Below are 17,776 nucleotides of genomic sequence, written 5' to 3'. Positions count from 1 at the left end.
CATGCATGAAATTATTTTTCATGTTGAGTTTTTTTTCATCTCATCGCGGGGTGTTAGCGCCGTTTGTTGGGCTTTTTACTGTTAAATTACGGTTAAGATCACACTCATGAAAAATATTTTCATGACGATTTTAATCGTATCCATCTGACTTGTATCAATAAATTATCTATCCATCAGAAAATCCTCTGCCCGCAGCCACTTTACAGCGTCTGTGAGACAGGTCTTAAATGGCCGGAACAAATCACAGGAGAAGAAATTATGCGCATCGTACTTTGCTGTGCTGCAGGCATGTCAACCAGCATGCTGGTGAGCAAAATGCAGCATGCCGCTGCAGGTCGCGGTCTGGAAATTGACATCAGAGCCGTGCCGGTGGCGGAATTTGAACGCATTCTGCCAGATGCCGATGTGGTTCTGCTTGGCCCGCAGGTGCAGTTCGAAGCAGCCCGTCTTAACGCCATAGCCGCGCCACAAGGCAAATCTGTCGCCGTCATCGACATGATGGATTACGGCATGATGCGCGGCGAACAGGTGCTCGATAAAGCGCTGGCCTTACACGCCTCTTAAACGTCCTTTTTAATCATCCGACTGACATTACACGGCGTTGTGCTGTGGGGGATTCTGCATGTCTGAAATCATGGCTATCGAGTTCGAAGAGGAAATTATGTTGCTGCTGGTGCAGGCCGGCGCAGCCCGCAGCGCGGCCATCAGCGCGCTACGACTGGCACGAGAAGGGCGCTTCAGCGAGGCGCAGCAACAGCTGGCGGCGGCAGGCGAAAGCATCAGCGCTGCGCACCAGCAGCAGACCGCGCTGATTGGTCTGGATGAAGGCAGCGGTAAGTTGCCGGTCACGCTGATTCTGGTGCACGCCCAGGATCATCTTATGAACGCCATGCTGATTCAGGATTTGGCTGGCGAAATCATTGAACTCTACCGCCGCACAGCGGCAGGAGGCATAGATGCTTAAGATCGCAATTATTGGTGGTGGCAGCAGCTATTCACCGGAGCTGGTGGAAGGGATCATCAATCGCTATGCGCAGCTGCCGGTGACGGAACTGGCGCTGGTGGATATTGAGCAAGGGCGCGAAAAGGTTAATGTCATCGCCGATCTTACTCGTCGCATGCTGCAGCAAAACGGGCTGGAGCAGGTAAAAGTGAGCGTCCATTTTGAGCTGGATGACGCGATTCGCGGTGCTCGTTTTGTTCTGACGCAGCTGCGTGTGGGATTGTTGGCCGCGCGCGCGGCGGATGAGCGCCTCGGGCTGAAATACGGTCGGCTCGGCCAGGAAACCACTGGCGTTGGCGGCTTTGCTAAAGCATTGCGCACCATTCCGGTGATGCTCAAGGTAGCGCGCAAAGTCGAGGAGCTGGCGCCGGACGCCTTCATCATCAACTTCACTAATCCTGCAGGGATTGTGACGGAGGCGGTGTCGCGCTATAGCAAGGCGAAAATCATCGGGCTGTGCAATGTGCCGGTGAATATGCATCACATGATTGCTGGCATGCTCGACGCGCCCTGGGATGACGTGCAGCTGCGCTTCGCCGGGCTCAATCATCTGGTGTGGGTGCATCAGGTGACCTGTCGCGGCGAGGATGTGACCGCGCAGGTGATCGAGCAACTGTGCGATGGCCAATCGCTCACCATGAACAACATCAAAGATATGCCGTGGTCGCCGCAGTTCTTGCGCGCGCTCAAAGCGATTCCGTGCCCGTATCACCGTTATTACTGGCAAACGCCGCAGATGCTGGCCGAAGAGCAGGAGAAAGCGCAAAACGGTCATGAAGGCACGCGCGCGGAGCAGGTGATGAAAGTGGAAGCGGAACTGTTCGCGCTGTATGCCGACCCGCATCTGGCGCACAAACCCGAGCAGCTGAGTTTCCGTGGCGGCGCGTATTACTCCGAAGTGGCGGTCGAGCTGATCAGCGCAATTCACAATAACAGCGGCAAAAATCTGGTGGTGAACTGTCGCAACAACGGCGCGATTCATGGCTTGCCGGATGACGCGGTGGTGGAAGTGAATTGTCTGGTTGATGCGCAAGGCGCGCATCCGCTGGCGTTTGGTGAGTTGCCGCCGCTGATGAATGGCCTGACGCAGCAGATCAAAGCGTTTGAACGCCTGACTATCGAAGCCGCAGTGCATGGCGATCGTGAGCAAGCGCTGCTGGCGCTGCTCGGCAATCCGTTAGTCGGTGATGTCGCGACCGCCGAAGCCTTGCTTGACGAAGTACTGACCTTAAACAAGCCGTGGCTGCCGCAGTTCGCCACGCCATAATCCGTTGCGCCACTGAGCCAGAGGAACACCTATGTCTAACCGTACTTTTATAGACCGTTATGTCTTGCCCGTCGCACTGAAAATCGCCGGTCAGAAGCATGTGCTCTCCGTGCGCGACGGCATCATTCTCAACATGCCGTTTATGCTGATTGGCAGCTTCTTCCTGATCTTTGCCTATCTGCCGATTCCGGCGTGGGGCCATTTAATGGCGGATCTGTTTGGCGAGACGTGGCGCAACAAACTGCTTTATCCGGTGCGCGCGACCTACGACATCATGGCGCTGATCTCCAGCTTCGGCATCGCTTACCGCCTGGCGGAAAAGTATCGCACGCTCGATCCGCTCACCAGCGGCGCGATGGCGTTAGTGGCGTTTGTGATGACGATTCCGCAGCAGACGCTGTTTGCTCCGGTGGAAGGCGCGCCGACGCAGTTGGTCACCGGCGTGTTGCCGATTTCACTGATTGGCAGCCAGGGTTTGTTCGTGGCTATCGTGGTTGCGCTGCTCTCGACCGAGATTTATCGCTTTGTGCACAACCGTAATCTGGTGATCAAGATGCCGGAGGGCGTGCCGCCTGCGGTGGCAAAATCCTTCCTCGCGCTGGTGCCCGGTTTTTGCGTGCTGGCGGTGGTGTTGGTAATTCGTCTGGCGGTGGAAGCATCGCCGTTCGGCGATATCAATAACCTGATTGCTACTGTAATTGGTTTGCCGATGCATCACGTGGGCGGCACCTTGCCTGGCATGATTTTCTCGGTGCTGCTGATTGGGATTCTCTGGACGCTTGGACTGCACGGCGATGCGATTGTGCTGGTATTCATTCAGCCGGTTTGGCTGTCGAATATGAGTGAAAACCTCGAGGCGTTTCAGCACAACCAACCCATCCCGCACATCTTTACCCAGCAGTTTTATGATTTGTGGATTGCACCGGGCGGAACCGGCGCGCTACTGGGATTGGTGATTTTCATGCTGATTCGTTCACGCAGTCGCCAGATGAAACAGCTTGGTAAAATTGCCGCACCGGCGGCGCTGTTTAACATCAGTGAGCCATTAGTGTTTGGTATTCCGCTGGTGATGAACCCGTATCTGTTCCTGCCCTTTATCCTGACTCCGGTGGTGCTGGTGATTGTGTCTTGGGCGGCGATGAGCACCGGTTTGGTGGCGCCTCCGGCGGGGATTGCGCTGCCGTTTACCACACCGATTTTCGTCAGCGGCTATCTGGCCACCGGCGGGCATATTTCCGGCACCGTTTTGCAGGTGGTGAATCTAACGATTTCGCTGGTGATTTACTATCCGTTCTTCCGGGTCTGGGATCGTCTGAAATTCCGCGAGGAAGAGGCCAGCCTGCAGCAAGCAAAAGTAGTGAGCGGCGAAGCGGTAACGCCTTGAACACCGGGGCAGAAGCGCATCAAAGTGCGCTTCTGCAATCTATAATCCGATAAACAACAATGCGCATTAATCACCTAACAGGACTTATTTACAATTCTCTTTGGACTCTAACTATCACTCAACTGACTGTTATCGCTGATTTTATTCCAACTGCTTAAAATAACAGCGGTTTTATTAAAAGAAAATTCTGTACTCTTATTCCGTGTTTGTATATTTTTGTGATCAAGTGGTGACATAACTTCTTTCACCCCGAAACCCACGCTACTCAATGTAAACTTCAGCAGGCTCTCTTGATAGACATTTTCTCTAAAATTAACAACATTCCCCTTTTATTAAATTCAATCAGCTTAATGAGATCATTTGCGATCTCATTTTTCAGACTATTCCATTAATTTTTTATTACTCCATAAAGTGCTGGCACTAACGTCGCCAGGGGAAACGCATGCAAAAAATGAATATTAGTACCGATTTTATCGCTTATTTAAATTGTGGTTCTGTAAAGCTGAAATCTGAGGCCGAAATATTGGGCTCAATTATCACCGCTATCATAAAAGACAAAAAAACTGTTACCAATAAGAGCATTATTGCCTATCTGCTGGCAGAGCTTGAGAGCACCAATGATGTGATTTTCCAGGATTGCCTGCGGAATACGCTGCAAATCGTGGTAGGAAAGACGCCGGATGATGACGGCTTTTTCAGTTAAGATAATCTCCCAGAATTAAGAACGTGGGTTTTAAACCGATTCAATTTTAAAAGTTCAGGATTTATCTGACAGTATCAGGCCATGAAAATGGCGTTATAATTACTGGCCCGACCAGAATAATCTGGCACACAGATTAATCCAACAATAAGTGATATTTTATGAATTACAGCAATTTTTCAGCAAAAGTGAGTTTCTGGCCCAATATGCATTTCACCGCAATTGAAATTGTACAGTGTGGCGATCTCTACGAAATATATGCGACGGACATTTCCCGTCTCGCTAAAAGTAAGCTTTTTGTCGGGCGCACCCATGATAAAAATCTGGCGGATTCCTACGCGAAACAGTTCGAAGAGTGGTTACCTAAAGTTAATCGTGAAATGAAACTGCGTGACATTGCGCCGTTAACAGGAAATATGCCGTCGCAGGCTTTTTGTGGAAAACGCGATCTTGAAATTTTGCCGAGCCAGGCTGAATTTTTGCGTAACCCTCATCAATGGTAGTCCTCAGTAAGTAGTCTTAAAATGCGAGCTTGCGATTAAGATTATTACTCTTCTAAAGGCGGTGCTGCCCATCACCGCCATCAGAAATAAACTTTTACTTATTCACCGGTTAAATCGTATACGTTTAGCCTGCTCATCGCTTTCGCATTATACAAAACTGAACCAGGCTCAACATGTCATGGTTAATTATGTATACAAGCGAGGAACGAATGGATTTTGTACAACGCACGATCGATTTAGCAATGAAAAACGTTGAAGAGGGCGGTCGCCCATTTGCAACAGTCATTGTTCGCGACGGCAAGGTAATCGCTGAGAGCGCAAACCAGGTCGCACAGACGAATGATCCCACGGCTCACGCTGAAATACTGGCCATCCGCGAAGCCTGCCGTCAATCAAGCAGCGAAAACCTCACCGACTGCGACATTTACATTCTTGCCAGCCCTTGTCCAATGTGTCTGGGTGCACTCTATTATTGCAGTCCAAAGCAGGTGATATACATCACCAAACGCGAAGAATACTCGACGTATTACCGTGACGATCGTAAATACTTTGAACTGGACACCTTTTACGCTGAATACAGCAAGCCAATTGAACAACGTCGCTTGCCGATGCAATATCAGCCTCGACCGCAAGCGCTCGACGTCTATAAACGCTGGCAGGTTTTAAATAAATAAAAACGTGTTAGTTGCTCGCGGCTACATCCCTCCCAGGATGATCAATACCCTTGCCACGTACCCAACTGGTGCAAATCCCCTCGATTTGCACCAGCAAAACTCATAATGTCCACTTATAACCCCGCACAAAATTCATTCAATTCAGCGGATTAATAATCTGGCACGCGCGTTGCTATTCGATTGGTAGAGATGTTGGACCAATTAAGGCATTGCCATGCAGATACCGGCTGAGCTTCATCCTATTTCCACGCCGCGCAGCGATACGCTGATTCTCGATGCGCTAACGCGCTATATGGCGCAGTCGGGTGCGCAGCCCGGCAGCCGCTTGCCGCCGGAACGCGTACTGGCGGAGAAGCTTGGCGTCAGCCGCAATACGGTGCGTGAAGCACTCAAACGCTGGGAAGCGCTAGGCATTATTCTGCGTAAAAAGGGCAGCGGGACTTTTTTGCAGGCGGAAGTGGGCGTCAACGACAGCTTCTTATCGCTGCGCTTTAAAAACGATTCGGCCAACATGCTGCACGCGCTGGAAGTGCGCCGCATTATCGAGTCGGAATCCTGCGCGTTGGCGGCTCAACGTGCCTCGGCTGCCGATCTGATCGAAATCGAACAACGTCTTAATGAGATGGAAAAAGTGCATCTGGCGATCGGTTCTGCCGGTGCGGAAGACTGGGCATTTCACGCCAGTATCTATCGGGCTGCCGGAAATCCATTGCTGCTACAAATGCTCAACGGCATTTACGACTCATTTCATGCATTTTTTGAATCACCGCCGGAACAGGCGCTGTTTTCAGACTCTTTCCCGCTGCATCGTGAACTCTTTAACGCTATCCGCCAGCGCGATTGCACGGCAGCGCGCGCGATCTGCCATCAAATTCTCGATATCACCGAACGCGACATGAAGGATGTAATGAATGCCAAACGATAAGTTGATTTCGCAACAAACGCTGCTCACTCACGATCAACGCCATGAAATGGGCGCGGTCACTACGCCGATTTACCAATCTTCGCTGTTCACCTTCAGTGATTACGACAGCATGATCGCGCGCTTTCGCGGCGAGAGCGATCAGCCGCTCTATTCGCGCGTCGATAACCCGACGGTAAAAGCGCTGCAGGACAAGATGGCGGCGCTGGAGGGCGGCGAAGCCTGTCTGGCTTTTGGCAGCGGCATGGCGGCGATCAGCAATGCGATTCTCAGCGTGGTGGCGCCGGGTAAAAAAGTGGTGTGCGTTAATCACGTTTATCCCGATACCTATCGCTTTCTGCGTGGCTTCTGCCAGCGCTTTGGCATCGTCACCGAGTTTGTCGATGGCGATGACGAAGCTGCAATTGGTGCGGCCTTATCGGATGCCAGCCTGCTGTATCTGGAAAGTCCCTCAAGCTGGGTGATGAGTGAACAGAATCTGAATCAGCTCGGCGCGATGGCGCGCGAAGCGGGCGTGGTCAGCATGATCGATAACAGCTGGGCTTCACCGATTTTCCAGCAGCCGCTGCTGTGCGGCATCGATATCGTGGTGCACTCGGCGTCGAAATATATCAGTGGCCACAGCGATGTGGTGGCTGGTCTGGTGATCGCCAGCCAGCAGCACATCAACAACATTACGCGTCACATCAGTCCTTACCTTGGCGGCAAACTTTCGGCGCATGAAGCGTCACTGCTGATGCGCGGCCTGCGCACGCTGCCGCTGCGCATGAAACACCATCACCAAAGCGCGCTGACTATTGCTGAGAAACTGGCGGAGCATCCGCTAGTGACCGACGTCTGCCATCCGGGGCTGACACCGCAGTCGTGGTCCACCTTGCGCGGCTACAGCGGTCTGTTTGCCTTTGAAGTGGCGGAGCAGGTGGATATTCCGCAGTTGTGCAACGCGCTGGAGCTGTTCCACATGGGCGTGAGCTGGGGCGGATTTGAGAGTCTGGTGATGCCGGCGATTTCGGTGATCAACCAGGCCAGTGAATTTAACTCGGCGGTGGATTTCGGCGTCTCGCCACGCCTGATCCGCATCTCGGTCGGCCTTGAAGAGACCAACGATTTGTGGGCCGATTTGCAGCAAGCCCTTGCCAGCGCGAATTGCGCGTAATCACTCACTGGAGAAAAGTCATGACGCAACGTTTTGCCGTGAAAGCATTAGTGTTAGCCGTGGGTTTGAGTGCGGCCATGAGCAGCCTCGCCGCCAAGCTTACCGTAGTGGAAGTGATTACCAGCCCGCCGCGCACCGCGCTGCTGCAAAAAATGCTCGATGAGTATAAAACCCAGCATCCCGGCACGGAGATTGAACTGATTTCACTGCCGTGGGGCCAGGCGTTTGAAAAGCTCGGCACCATGCTGCAGAGCGGTCAGGTGCCGGATGTGGTGGAAATGCCGGATACCTGGCAAGGATTGTATGCCAGTAACAATATGCTGGAAGACCTCGAGCCGCGCCTGAAAAGCTGGGATGCCACGCCGCAGCTCACCGATAAAACGCTGGCCATGGCGCGCGCCGCCAACGGCAAAGCCACCATGGTGCCGTACGGCTTTTATCTGCGCGCGCTGTTCTGGAATAAAAAGCTGTTCCAGCAGGCAGGATTGAGTGAACCGCCCAAAACCATGGAGGAATTCGCCAGCGATGCCCAGCGCATCAGCAAATTGGGGAATGGCATCAGCGGCTACTGCATGCGCGGTGGCGTGGGCGGCACCAACGCCTGGATGATGTTTATGGCGGCGATGAACGGTTCGCCGGAGTTCTTCGATAAACAAGGTAACAGCACGCTGACCGAGCCGGGTGCGATGAAAGGCGCGCAGCTGCTGGTGGATATGTATCAAAAGGGCGGCGCCTCGAAAGACAGCGTTAACTGGGGCTTCAATGAGATCGTTTCGGGCTTCTATTCAGGTAAATGCGCAATGCTCGATCAGGATCCCGACGCGTTGATCGCCATTAAAAACAGCATGGCGGCCGATGATTTCGCTGTGGCTCCGATGCCGGTTGGCCCGTCAGGCAAAGCCTTCCCGACTATTGGCTATACCGGCTGGTCGATGTTCAAGCAGGGTAAACAGAAGGATCTCGCCTGGCCGCTGATTACCTTCCTCAGTGACAAAACCAACAACCTCGCATGGTCAAAATTCGTCGGCACGCTGCCGATTTACAAAGGCGCCGAGCAGGATCCGTTCTACCAAACGCCGCAGTTCGCCGGCTGGTTCAAAGAGCTGAACGATCCTAACTATGTGCCGCTAACCATGCCAACCCATCTCAAAGGCTGGGGCTATTTCAACTCGGTGATTGTGAAAGAGAGCAGCCAGGAAACCTTGCTGGGTGAGAACGATACCGAAAGCATGGTGAAGGATTGGGCGAACTATCTCAGCAAAGAGCAGAAAGCCTGGCTTGCCACGCAGTAACCTTCAACCACGCGGAGTGTGATTATGATGCTTGATGCTTCTCTGCCCAACAGTCCGGCGCGCCGCCGCCTCCGCTGGAGTCGGCTGGCTGAGCCGTGGTGGTATCTCTCGCCTGGCCTGTTGCTGATCGCTTTGTTCATCTTTGTGCCGATGGCGATCGGCATCTCCTATGCGTTTCAGAGCATTAACCTGCTGAATCCGCTGGAGACCGGTTGGGTCGGCTGGGATAACTTCAGCGAGATGTTTGATGACCGGCGCTTTTTCAAAGCGCTGGGCCACACGCTGAACTGGACGCTCAGCTCGCTGCTGCTGCAGTTCTTCTTCGGTTTGGCGCTGGCGCTGCTGCTCAATCGTGAATTCCGTTTTCGCCGTTGGGTGCAGGCGCTGGTGTTCTTGCCGTGGGCGGTTCCGGCGTTTCTCTCTGGCTTGACCTGGTCATGGTTGTTCAATCCGGTAGTCGGCCCGTTGCCGCAGTGGCTGAGCGATTTGGGCGTGCTGAGTGAGCCGTACAACATCCTGTCCGATCCGCAGCTGGCAATGTGGGGACCGGTGATCGCCAACGTCTGGTTTGGCATTCCATTCTTTGCCATCACGCTGCTGGCGGCGCTGCAGTCGATCCCCAAAGACCTGTACGAAGCGGCCTCGATTGATGGTGCCAGCGGCTGGCAGCAGTTTCGTCGCGTCACGCTCCCGTTTCTGGCACCGATGATCGCTATCACCGTGATGCTGCGCACCATCTGGATCGCCAATTTTGCCGATCTCATTGTGGTGATGACCGATGGCGGTCCGGCGGGATCGACCTCGATTCTCTCCAGCTACATCTTCACCACCGCCTATCGCAAGCTCGACTTTGGCTATGCCTCAGCGATGGCGGTGTTTCTGTTACTGCTGATGACCTGTTATGCGCTGGTGTTGCTGCGCATCCGTCATCAGCTGCTGAAATAGGAGGCGACGATGCGACTCTTACCGCTGATTGGCCATCGCCTGAGTATTGCGGCGTATCTGCTGTTCGCGCTGTTTCCGCTGTATTGGATCATCAAAATCTCGCTGACGCCGGACCAACTGCTGTTTAGTCAGGGCGTAAGGTTATTGCCGAGCGGCGTGACCTTTGGTCATTTCAAAAAAGTGCTGACCGACAGTGATTTCCCGACCTTTTTTACCAACAGCCTGATTGTCTCGTTTAGCACCGCGTTTCTTACCACGCTGATTGCCGCTGCGGCCGGCTATGCCTTTTCGCGCTTTCAGTTTCGCGGCAAAGTGCTAATCGCCGGACTGCTGCTGTTCACGCAGATGTTTCCGCTGGTGATGATCATCGCGCCGATTTACAAGGTGATGGCGCCGCTGGGCCTGACCAACAGCTTGCTGGGGCTGATTCTGATCTACACCGCGTTTAACGTGCCGTTTGCCACCTTCCTGATGCAATCCTTCTTTGATGCGATTCCCAAAGATTTGGAGGAGTCGGCGATGCTGGAAGGCTGCACGCGTTTTCAGGCGCTGTATCGCGTGCTGGTGCCGCTGACCTTGCCGGGCATGGCGGCCACATTGGGCTTTGTGTTTACCGCAGCGTGGAGCGAGCTGCTGTTCTCGCTGATGCTGATCAACAAAAACGAAGTGATGACGTTCCCGGTTGGACTGCTCAGCTTTGTGTCGAAATTTGCCGTTTCCTGGGGCGAGATGATGGCAGCGGTGGTGCTAGCGCTGATCCCGGCCTGTCTGTTCTTCGCCTTCATTCAACGCTATTTGGTTCAGGGACTCACCGCCGGTGCGGTTAAGGGGTAAATCATGGCTGAAATCACGCTCAAACAGATCGACAAGCGCTATGGCAACGTTGAGGTGCTGCGCGATATTAACCTCACCATCAAAGACGGCGAATTCGTGGTACTGGTGGGACCTTCCGGCTGTGGCAAATCGACGCTGCTGCGCACCATCGCCGGACTGGAGCTGGCGACCGGCGGCGATATTCGTATCGGCAACCAGCTGATGAACGATGTGGCGCCCAAAGATCGCGATATCTCGATGGTGTTTCAAAGTTACGCGCTCTATCCGCATCTAACGGTGGCGCGCAATATGGGCTTCAGCCTGGAAATTCAGAAGCGTCCGCGCGCGGAAATTGAAGAGAAGGTGAGGCGTGCGGCGGAAATTCTCAGCCTGACGCATCTGCTTGATCGCCGACCCAAAGAGTTATCCGGCGGTCAGCGGCAGCGTGTGGCCATGGGACGCGCCATCGTGCGTCAACCGCAGGTGTTTCTGTTTGATGAACCGCTGTCGAACCTGGATGCGCAGCTGCGCGGTCAGATGCGCGTCGAAATCAAGAAGCTGCATCAGCAGATGAACAACACCATTGTGTACGTGACGCACGATCAGGTTGAAGCCATGACGCTGGCGGATCGTATTGTGGTGCTGAACAACGGTGTGATTCAGCAGGTCGGTACGCCGCTCGAGCTGTATGACACACCGGCGAACAAGTTTGTCGCCAGCTTTATTGGCTCGCCATCAATGAACTTCATCAATGGCATGATGACCGCGCAGGGCGTGCGTATTGGCGATAGCGCACAGCTGCCGTTGAATCAGCATTGGTCGCAGCATCAGGCTGGGCGAGCGGTAATTTACGGTATCCGACCAGAGAATGTGGCGATTGCCGAAGCGGGCGCGATGAATGCGCTGCCGTTAGAAGTGTCGCTGGTGGAGCCGACGGGATTATCCGAGCTGATTCATGGATCGCTGTTAGGGCATGACATCATGCTATTCACCACGCAACGTTCTGGCGCACAGGCGGGGGATATTCTGCCTGTGACCATTGATGCGGATCGCGCGATGCTGTTTGATGCGGATTCGCAAAAACGTTTATAACGCGTGTTACAGCTGCCTGTTTGCACAGGCAGCTCAGGGAATTACTTAGACTGCTGCTGTTTGCTGTCCGCTTCTTTCTGCTTTTTGTTCGCCATATGGTGACCAACCGCACAACCCGCTGCTGCACCCGCAACGCCGTGATGCGCCACGTGGCCCGCCACGCCGCCGACAACCGCTCCTTTGATGCAGCCCTTCGCTTCGACCTGAGAAGTGACCGACAGCAGCACGCCCGCAGTTAATACAATCAGAGAAAATTTACGCACTGGATTTATTCCTTATAAAGTTAATAGCGTGTAAATACACGCTTCCAGTGTAGTAAGTGGAATAAATCCTACCGTTATAAACTGTAAACAAAGATATTTTAGCGAAATACCCTAAAGCGGTTTAGTGAACGCTTTTTAATCGGCTTATTTAACGTTATTAATCATTGATAAAAGTCACAGACGAATGGAATGTGCTGGCGAGTGTTCATCACGCCTGTAGAAGAAAGTGCAGCCTCCTTGCTGCCCGCATTATCGTTAACGTTTCAGTCTGGCCCAATCGACAAACTGGCCATCCTTCATCACCGCAGCTTTTTCCGGAAAATAGTGATAGAAAATAACGGTTAATCCATCGCCTTGCATAACACGCGCAGAGTCGGTGGTGGCTATCTCCGCCATCATCTTGCCGTCGCAGGTGACTTCATGATTCTTCACATTAAAAGTGAATTTTCTGAACTGATAGATTTTCAATTTCGCTGCATCCTAACCGATAACAGTAAAGCAAAGTGAGGTGAGAAAAGCAGGGTTTGCGGCTTTCATACTAATTATTTCCCGTGGTGATTTTTCGCCATGAAAACGTACGCGAGGCCACTAAGACTTTTCTTATCTTTAATCAAGTTGGATGAGCTTGTTTTTATCGGGGAATGTCATCGCGCCGAGGCGATCATTTTTTATGCGGCAGGACTTGCTGATAGCGCTGATGAATTAGATTGGATTTTACAAAACAATTGTTTTCTCTTAACCTGACTGACGCACGTTGATTTTCTCAAGATAACAACGCCATTGGTAAATAACTCTTATGCTTGAGTAAATATGACTACACAGAGAATTAAATGACTAGCAGTTACGATGAACAGATGAAGGACCGAATGATTGGTGAGGCGCTGCTTGCTCTTTTAGAAGACCAGGTTGCGGTATCCTCTGCGGCGCTGATAGCCAAACTTGAAGAGATGGCGGAAACAGAAGAGGAAAGCTACAGGCGAGTTGCCTGCCAACGCGCACTGGCGGATGTCAGAAATCATAGCGTCAGGACCAGCACGCAACGCGACGGACAAGATTTCAGTAGTGAGAAGCATGCTAATATCCCGAATCAGAAAAAGCACTGATTACGATGCTAAACACTTTTCCGCAATCTTACTCATCGCGTTGACATAATCCTGCTTGAGCTGAACGGGCGCGGCTTCTTCATGCTGCTTCAATAGCGCAGTAATGTGGTCAAGTTGCAAAGGTTGATCGGATTTAAGCAGGCATGACACGGCGTGACCAATGACAGCATGAATGTCATCCATATTTTCCGCTTTCTCGTCTGACATCACCTTCTCCTTAATTCCTTTGCTAATTAACATTTTTCAGCTTGCTCCAAAGCATTCATAGGAATGTATTATTTCGCGCCCTCAGGGCAGGGCATTGATCAGTTTCTGGCGCAGCGTGGTAACACGTGCAGTAAGATCGGCCAGTTCTTCATAAGGCGTATCCATCACTGACACCATGTCAGCCGGAACGCCGGCCGCCGCGATCTTTAATTCTTGTCCCTGCTCAGTGACGGAGATCAACACTCTGCGCTCATCGCCACCGACATCGCGTTTTCTACTGATAATGCCAGCCTGCTCCAGTCGTTTTAAAAGCTGGCTGAGCGTGCCTGAATCCAGCTGCACGCGCGCGCCCAATTCAGAAACGGTGACATGGTCTTTTTCCCACAGCGCCAGCAGCACCAGATACTGCGGATAGGTCAAACCCAGTGGTTTCAGTCGCGACTGATAAAGTTTGGTCATCGCAAGGGACGCGGAATAGAGCGCGAAGCAGAGAAACTGGTCGACAGTCACCGGCGCTTCACTCTCAGGACCTACACAGCAAACTTCATCGTTTAACTCTTTCATATCACCACTATTTTTAAGGCAGAGTTGCAGTCATTGAGACTGAAAAACGTGAATATATTGACATAAATTAGATTGAAGTCAATCTAATTTGGATTGGCTATTTTTTATTAATATCTATTATAAATCATAGGATTAGCTATAATTTCATTAACAATCGATGGTAACGCAAGGTTTAAAACTTCTATGGATTCAGCAACGCCCGGCATTCTCATCCTCGCGGCAGGTAAAGGCTCGCGTTATATCGCCAGCGGCGGCAGCGGCAATAAGTTGCTGGCCAGCATAAACGACGATGCGCCGAAGGTAATTGAAACGGTGATTGAACAGGCAAAGCTGAGTGGCTTGCCGGTGGCGCTGGTGACGCGTCCCGACTATCTGGCGGTGCGTCAGCATGCATTAAAGGCAGGCGTGCAGCTTGTGCTGTGTGAAAGTGGCGGCAGCGGCGAATCCATTGCGGCGGGTGTGGCGATGACCGCTCACTGGAACGGATGGATCATTACGCTGGGAGATATGCCGTGGCTAACGGTGGATCATTATCGGCACGTAAAAGAGGCGTTAGAAAAGGGCGCGGCGCAGGTGCGTCTTACTTATAAAGGCAAACCCGGCCATCCGGTCGGGTTTGCTGGATGCTACGCTGAGGCGTTACGCAATTTGCAGGGCGATGAAGGTGCCAGAGCGCTGCTGGACCCGCGCTTACTGGTCACCCTTGAAGCGGACGCTGCTGTACAGCGCGATCTCGATGTGGTGGCTAAACCACGTTGAGCCGAGCCGCCGCGACATCCGCAACAATTGATAGCGCTAGCGTGCGCGCATCGCGCGCCTGGGCAAAAATGCCAATCGGCGCTTTGATGCGCGCAATCTCTTCCTCACTAAACCCTAGCGACAGCAGTTTCTTAACGCGCGTTGCATGCGTGCGCCGACTTCCCAATGCTCCGATATAGAAGGGTGCAGAACGCAGCGCTGCCAGAAGTACTGGGAGTTCGCGATCGAGATCGTGATACAGCAAAATCACCGCCGTAAGGGGATCAACGGCCTGCGCCTGCACATCCTCGCCAGAAAGCACCTCGTAACCAGCGGCCTGCGCAATCGACGCCGTCGCCAACGCTTCGACTGAACGTCCATATACCGCCACGCGTGTTTTTGGCAGATAGCCGGTGATAAAGACATCCTCCTGCCAGCCGGTCATCTCAGTGCAAGCAACGCTCGCCAGCCGCTGAAACGTCGGCAGATAGCGCAGCGCTGCGGGTTGACGCTTTGCCAGCAAATCCAGCACGTTTCTCAGCGGTTGCGCGTCACGTAGCTGATGGAAAGCCAGCGTAATGCCGCCACCACAGGGCAGCACAATATCCAGATAAGGCGATCCTTCGCCATATCTCATAAAGCGATCTTTGCCAGTGGCGATGACTTGCAACGCTTCATAAGCCGCCGCCGCTTCCACGCAGCCGCCGGAAACATAGCCGCAATAGCGGCCATCTTCCCGCACCACCATCTGCGCACCCAATGCCCGCGCCGCGCCACCGCGAATCTCAACCAGCGTGACCAGCACGGCAGCGGAATCTGCCTCCATTGCTTCAAGCGCGAAGCGCAGGATGCTTTCACTGTCATCGGTCTGCAAAGCCTGCTGCGGCTTGATCTGCGGTTGCAGATCGTCATCAATCAGTAGCTGCTGCAATGCGCTTCTCCTCAACTTTAGACAAGGGCAGGCAAGCCTTTAAGTAACTTATCCAGCGTCACCGGATAGTCGCGCACGCGTACGCCGGTGGCGTTGTAAATGGCATTGACGATTGCTGCGCTGACGCCGCACAAGCCCAGTTCACCCACGCCCTTTGCTTTCATCGGTGAGGAGATGGGATCGGTGTCATCAAGGAAGATCACCTCCTGCTGCGGGATATCGGCGTGAACCGGCACTTCGTAGCCCGCCATATCGTGGTTGACGAAATAACCGAGGCGTTCATCGACGAACAGCTCCTCCATCAACGCGCCGCCAAGTCCCATCGTCATGGCACCAATCACCTGACTGCGCGCCGTTTTGGGATTGAGAATGCGTCCGGCGGCACAAACCGCCAGCATGCGCCGCACGCGCACTTCACCGGTAGCGACGTCCACGCCGACTTCAATGAAGTGTCCGGCGAAAGTGGATTGCTGATATTGCTCGTCAAGATCGCCAAACTCGATGGTGTCTTCCACGGTGATGGTGGCTTCAGCGGCGGCCTGGGCGAGCGGCGCGCTCTGGTTTCCGTCATGCACCTGACCGTCGCTGAAGGTAGCGCGTTGCGCATCAAAGCCCAGTTTGCTGGCGACCGCTTCACGCAATTTCACGCAGGCGGCGTAAACGCCGGATGTTGAGGTGTTCGCGCCCCATTGGCCGCCGGAACCGGCAGAAACCGGGAAGTCTGAATCGCCTAAACGAACCGCCACACGCTCAATCGGCACGCCCATCATCTCCGCCGCCGTTTGCGCGAGGATGGTGTAGCTGCCGGTGCCGATGTCGGTCATGTCGGTTTCAACGGTGATGATGCCGTTATTGTCGAGATGCACACGCGCACCGGAAGGCGCCACCATGTTGTTACGGAAACCGGCCGCAACCCCCATGCCGACCAGCCAGCGTCCCTCTTTGACCATTGCCGGTTTGGCGTTGCGTCGTGACCAGCCAAAGCGCTCGGCGCCGGTATTCAGGCACTCAACCAGCTGGCGGCGTGAAAAAGGGCGCTCGGGTTTGGCCGGATCGACCTGCGTGTCATTGAGGATGCGGAAGGCGATCGGATCAATGCCCACTTTTTCCGCTATTTCATCAATGGCAATTTCAAGCGCCATGAGTCCAGGCGCTTCACCCGGTGCGCGCATGGCGTTACCTTCGGGCAGATCCAGCGTCGCCAGTCGTAATCCGGTAAAGCGGTTAGCACCGGCGTAAAGCAGTTCCGTTTGCTGCACGGCGGTTTCAGGTGTGCCTCCCGGCAGATTCCCCGACCAGCTTTCATGCGCGATGGCCTGAATCTTGCCGGCTTTATCGGTGCCGATGCGGATGTGCTGAATGGTGGCCGGTCGATGTGTGGTGTTATTGGCGATTAATGGCCGAGGCAGCATCACTTTGACCGGACGCTTTACCGCGCGCGCACCCAACGCCGCTAATACCGCATCGCTGCGCAGGAACAGCTTGCCGCCAAAGCCGCCGCCAATATAAGGCGACACGATGCGGATCTTCTCCATCGGCATGTTGAGCGTGGCGGCCAGATCGGTGCGGCACCAGTCAATCATCTGATTCGAGGTCCAGACGGTGAGTTTATCGCCTTGCCATGTCGCCATCGAGGCGTGCGGTTCCATCGCGGTGTGACTTTGGTCCGGCGTGGTGTAGTGCGCATCCAGCTTAACGTCAGCTTCAGCAAACGCACCGGCGAAATCACCCACGGACTTATCTGGCGTATCTTCGGGCGCGGAGGTAACGCCCGGCTTTTGCTGCGCGAGATCATAAGCGCCGCGCTCACGCTGATAATCCACCTTCACTAAACTGGCCGCAGCACGCGCCTGCTCAAACGTCTCCGCCACGACCAGTGCGACGGCCTGGTGATAGTGTTCGATGGTGTCGCCCGCCAACAGGCGAGCGGTATTTTTATCGCCTTTGCCCAGTTTTCCCGCGTTGATAGCCGTCACCACCGCTAACACGCCCGGCGCATTTTGCGCTGCCTGCACATCAATGGCAGTGATTTTTCCTTTGGCGATCGGCGCGCCGACCACATAGCCGTACGCCGCATCGGGCGCTTCGTGATGCCATTCGTACGCGTAATGCGCCAGGCCGGAGGTTTTCAGCGGTCCGTCGATACGATTGAGTGGCTTACCAACTACCTTGAGCTGATCAATTGGGTTATTGCCTGCGGATTTTTCGAATTTCATCAG

21 protein-coding genes are annotated in these 17,776 nt (G+C 53.7%); 15 read left to right on the top strand and 6 right to left on the bottom strand.

Annotated elements, in window-relative coordinates; all coding sequences use genetic code 11:
- The first annotated feature begins 255 nt into the window (after positions 1-255).
- The 13 genes from P6287_RS21620 (at position 256) to ugpC (ending at position 11,751) form a co-directional block, all read left to right on the top strand.
- Positions 256-564 carry a PTS sugar transporter subunit IIB gene (locus P6287_RS21620; RefSeq protein WP_277975344.1) on the top strand — a complete coding sequence of 103 codons (309 nt, stop codon included), beginning with the start codon at positions 256-258 and terminating at the stop codon, positions 562-564.
- Between the two features lie 58 nt (positions 565-622).
- A complete protein-coding gene (locus P6287_RS21615; protein WP_277974983.1) occupies positions 623-964 on the top strand; it encodes a PTS lactose/cellobiose transporter subunit IIA in 342 nt (113 codons plus the stop codon).
- Positions 957-2,270 (top strand): 6-phospho-beta-glucosidase, encoded by a 1,314-nt coding sequence (locus P6287_RS21610; RefSeq protein ID WP_101761517.1) that lies wholly within the window; start codon positions 957-959, stop codon positions 2,268-2,270. The genes P6287_RS21615 and P6287_RS21610 overlap by 8 nt, the downstream gene beginning before the upstream one ends.
- 31 nt (positions 2,271-2,301) lie before the next feature.
- Positions 2,302-3,654, top strand: coding sequence for a PTS cellobiose transporter subunit IIC (gene celB / locus P6287_RS21605; RefSeq protein WP_137387379.1), 1,353 nt, complete (start codon positions 2,302-2,304; stop codon positions 3,652-3,654).
- Positions 3,655-4,096: 442 nt separating this feature from the next.
- Positions 4,097-4,357 (top strand): biofilm/acid-resistance regulator YmgB/AriR, encoded by a 261-nt coding sequence (locus P6287_RS21600; protein WP_277974982.1) that lies wholly within the window; start codon positions 4,097-4,099, stop codon positions 4,355-4,357.
- 158 nt (positions 4,358-4,515) lie between these two features.
- Positions 4,516-4,857, top strand: coding sequence for a hypothetical protein (locus P6287_RS21595; RefSeq protein ID WP_192413004.1), 342 nt, complete (start codon positions 4,516-4,518; stop codon positions 4,855-4,857).
- A gap of 209 nt (positions 4,858-5,066) precedes the next feature.
- Entirely contained in the window at positions 5,067-5,531 is a 465-nt protein-coding gene (locus P6287_RS21590) for a nucleoside deaminase (protein WP_277974981.1), read from the top strand.
- A gap of 214 nt (positions 5,532-5,745) precedes the next feature.
- On the top strand, positions 5,746-6,456 hold the full coding sequence (locus P6287_RS21585) for a FadR/GntR family transcriptional regulator (protein WP_110866887.1): 711 nt from the start codon (positions 5,746-5,748) through the stop codon (positions 6,454-6,456).
- Positions 6,443-7,609, top strand: a complete 1,167-nt coding sequence (locus P6287_RS21580; RefSeq protein ID WP_277974980.1) for a PLP-dependent transferase — start codon at positions 6,443-6,445, stop codon at positions 7,607-7,609. The genes P6287_RS21585 and P6287_RS21580 overlap by 14 nt, the downstream gene beginning before the upstream one ends.
- Positions 7,610-7,629: 20 nt before the next feature.
- Positions 7,630-8,901, top strand: coding sequence for a sugar ABC transporter substrate-binding protein (locus P6287_RS21575; protein ID WP_222183326.1), 1,272 nt, complete (start codon positions 7,630-7,632; stop codon positions 8,899-8,901).
- 24 nt (positions 8,902-8,925) lie between these two features.
- Positions 8,926-9,846 (top strand): sugar ABC transporter permease, encoded by a 921-nt coding sequence (locus tag P6287_RS21570; protein ID WP_192234862.1) that lies wholly within the window; start codon positions 8,926-8,928, stop codon positions 9,844-9,846.
- A 9-nt stretch (positions 9,847-9,855) separates the two neighbouring features.
- On the top strand, positions 9,856-10,680 hold the full coding sequence (locus P6287_RS21565; protein WP_101761508.1) for a carbohydrate ABC transporter permease: 825 nt from the start codon (positions 9,856-9,858) through the stop codon (positions 10,678-10,680).
- Positions 10,681-10,683: 3 nt separating this feature from the next.
- Positions 10,684-11,751 carry a sn-glycerol-3-phosphate ABC transporter ATP-binding protein UgpC gene (ugpC, locus tag P6287_RS21560; protein ID WP_110866891.1) on the top strand — a complete coding sequence of 356 codons (1,068 nt, stop codon included), beginning with the start codon at positions 10,684-10,686 and terminating at the stop codon, positions 11,749-11,751.
- 41 nt (positions 11,752-11,792) lie between these two features.
- Here ugpC and P6287_RS21555 read toward each other — a convergent pair whose 3' ends face one another.
- Together P6287_RS21555 and P6287_RS21550 are read right to left on the bottom strand one after the other, a co-directional pair.
- The gene (locus tag P6287_RS21555) at positions 11,793-12,014 is read right to left on the bottom strand and encodes a hypothetical protein (RefSeq protein WP_101761506.1); all 222 of its coding nucleotides are present in this window, start codon (positions 12,012-12,014) and stop codon (positions 11,793-11,795) included.
- Positions 12,015-12,269: 255 nt separating this feature from the next.
- On the bottom strand, positions 12,270-12,446 hold the full coding sequence (locus P6287_RS21550; RefSeq protein ID WP_158238597.1) for a hypothetical protein: 177 nt from the start codon (positions 12,444-12,446) through the stop codon (positions 12,270-12,272).
- A 398-nt stretch (positions 12,447-12,844) separates the two neighbouring features.
- On the opposite strand from P6287_RS21550, the gene P6287_RS21545 reads away from it, so the two are divergent.
- On the top strand, positions 12,845-13,117 hold the full coding sequence (locus P6287_RS21545; protein ID WP_110866893.1) for a hypothetical protein: 273 nt from the start codon (positions 12,845-12,847) through the stop codon (positions 13,115-13,117).
- On the opposite strand, the gene P6287_RS21540 is transcribed toward P6287_RS21545, so the two are convergent.
- Both P6287_RS21540 and P6287_RS21535 read right to left on the bottom strand, forming a co-directional pair.
- Positions 13,118-13,324 carry a hypothetical protein gene (locus tag P6287_RS21540; protein WP_192234868.1) on the bottom strand — a complete coding sequence of 69 codons (207 nt, stop codon included), beginning with the start codon at positions 13,322-13,324 and terminating at the stop codon, positions 13,118-13,120. It abuts the gene before it with no gap.
- Between the two features lie 81 nt (positions 13,325-13,405).
- Positions 13,406-13,888 carry a MarR family transcriptional regulator gene (locus P6287_RS21535; protein WP_101761502.1) on the bottom strand — a complete coding sequence of 161 codons (483 nt, stop codon included), beginning with the start codon at positions 13,886-13,888 and terminating at the stop codon, positions 13,406-13,408.
- A 183-nt stretch (positions 13,889-14,071) separates the two neighbouring features.
- Between P6287_RS21535 and P6287_RS21530 the strand changes: the two genes are divergently transcribed.
- Entirely contained in the window at positions 14,072-14,647 is a 576-nt protein-coding gene (locus P6287_RS21530) for a nucleotidyltransferase family protein (RefSeq protein WP_192412996.1), read from the top strand.
- Here the strand turns inward: P6287_RS21530 and P6287_RS21525 are convergent.
- Both P6287_RS21525 and paoC read right to left on the bottom strand, forming a co-directional pair.
- On the bottom strand, positions 14,634-15,557 hold the full coding sequence (locus tag P6287_RS21525; RefSeq protein WP_277974979.1) for an XdhC family protein: 924 nt from the start codon (positions 15,555-15,557) through the stop codon (positions 14,634-14,636). The genes P6287_RS21530 and P6287_RS21525 overlap by 14 nt on opposite strands.
- 17 nt (positions 15,558-15,574) lie before the next feature.
- On the bottom strand, positions 15,575-17,773 hold the full coding sequence (gene paoC / locus P6287_RS21520) for an aldehyde oxidoreductase molybdenum-binding subunit PaoC (protein ID WP_277974978.1): 2,199 nt from the start codon (positions 17,771-17,773) through the stop codon (positions 15,575-15,577).
- Positions 17,774-17,776 lie beyond the last annotated feature (3 nt).

It is taken from the genome of Pantoea sp. X85, assembly GCF_029623675.1.
Taxonomy (GTDB): Bacteria; Pseudomonadota; Gammaproteobacteria; order Enterobacterales; family Enterobacteriaceae; genus Pantoea; species Pantoea leporis.
This window is presented reverse-complemented; position numbering and strand designations above follow the sequence as displayed.

Coding starts and splice junctions, on each gene's coding strand:
- P6287_RS21615 (WP_277974983.1), top strand. CDS start 623: ATGTCTGAAATCATGGCTATCGAGTTCGAAGAGGAAATTATGTTGCTG.
- P6287_RS21610 (WP_101761517.1), top strand. CDS start 957: ATGCTTAAGATCGCAATTATTGGTGGTGGCAGCAGCTATTCACCGGAG.
- celB (WP_137387379.1), top strand. CDS start 2,302: ATGTCTAACCGTACTTTTATAGACCGTTATGTCTTGCCCGTCGCACTG.
- P6287_RS21600 (WP_277974982.1), top strand. CDS start 4,097: ATGCAAAAAATGAATATTAGTACCGATTTTATCGCTTATTTAAATTGT.
- P6287_RS21595 (WP_192413004.1), top strand. CDS start 4,516: ATGAATTACAGCAATTTTTCAGCAAAAGTGAGTTTCTGGCCCAATATG.
- P6287_RS21590 (WP_277974981.1), top strand. CDS start 5,067: ATGGATTTTGTACAACGCACGATCGATTTAGCAATGAAAAACGTTGAA.
- P6287_RS21585 (WP_110866887.1), top strand. CDS start 5,746: ATGCAGATACCGGCTGAGCTTCATCCTATTTCCACGCCGCGCAGCGAT.
- P6287_RS21580 (WP_277974980.1), top strand. CDS start 6,443: ATGCCAAACGATAAGTTGATTTCGCAACAAACGCTGCTCACTCACGAT.
- P6287_RS21575 (WP_222183326.1), top strand. CDS start 7,630: ATGACGCAACGTTTTGCCGTGAAAGCATTAGTGTTAGCCGTGGGTTTG.
- P6287_RS21570 (WP_192234862.1), top strand. CDS start 8,926: ATGATGCTTGATGCTTCTCTGCCCAACAGTCCGGCGCGCCGCCGCCTC.
- P6287_RS21565 (WP_101761508.1), top strand. CDS start 9,856: ATGCGACTCTTACCGCTGATTGGCCATCGCCTGAGTATTGCGGCGTAT.
- ugpC (WP_110866891.1), top strand. CDS start 10,684: ATGGCTGAAATCACGCTCAAACAGATCGACAAGCGCTATGGCAACGTT.
- P6287_RS21545 (WP_110866893.1), top strand. CDS start 12,845: ATGACTAGCAGTTACGATGAACAGATGAAGGACCGAATGATTGGTGAG.
- P6287_RS21540 (WP_192234868.1), bottom strand. CDS start 13,324: ATGTCAGACGAGAAAGCGGAAAATATGGATGACATTCATGCTGTCATT.
- P6287_RS21535 (WP_101761502.1), bottom strand. CDS start 13,888: ATGAAAGAGTTAAACGATGAAGTTTGCTGTGTAGGTCCTGAGAGTGAA.
- P6287_RS21530 (WP_192412996.1), top strand. CDS start 14,072: ATGGATTCAGCAACGCCCGGCATTCTCATCCTCGCGGCAGGTAAAGGC.
- paoC (WP_277974978.1), bottom strand. CDS start 17,773: ATGAAATTCGAAAAATCCGCAGGCAATAACCCAATTGATCAGCTCAAG.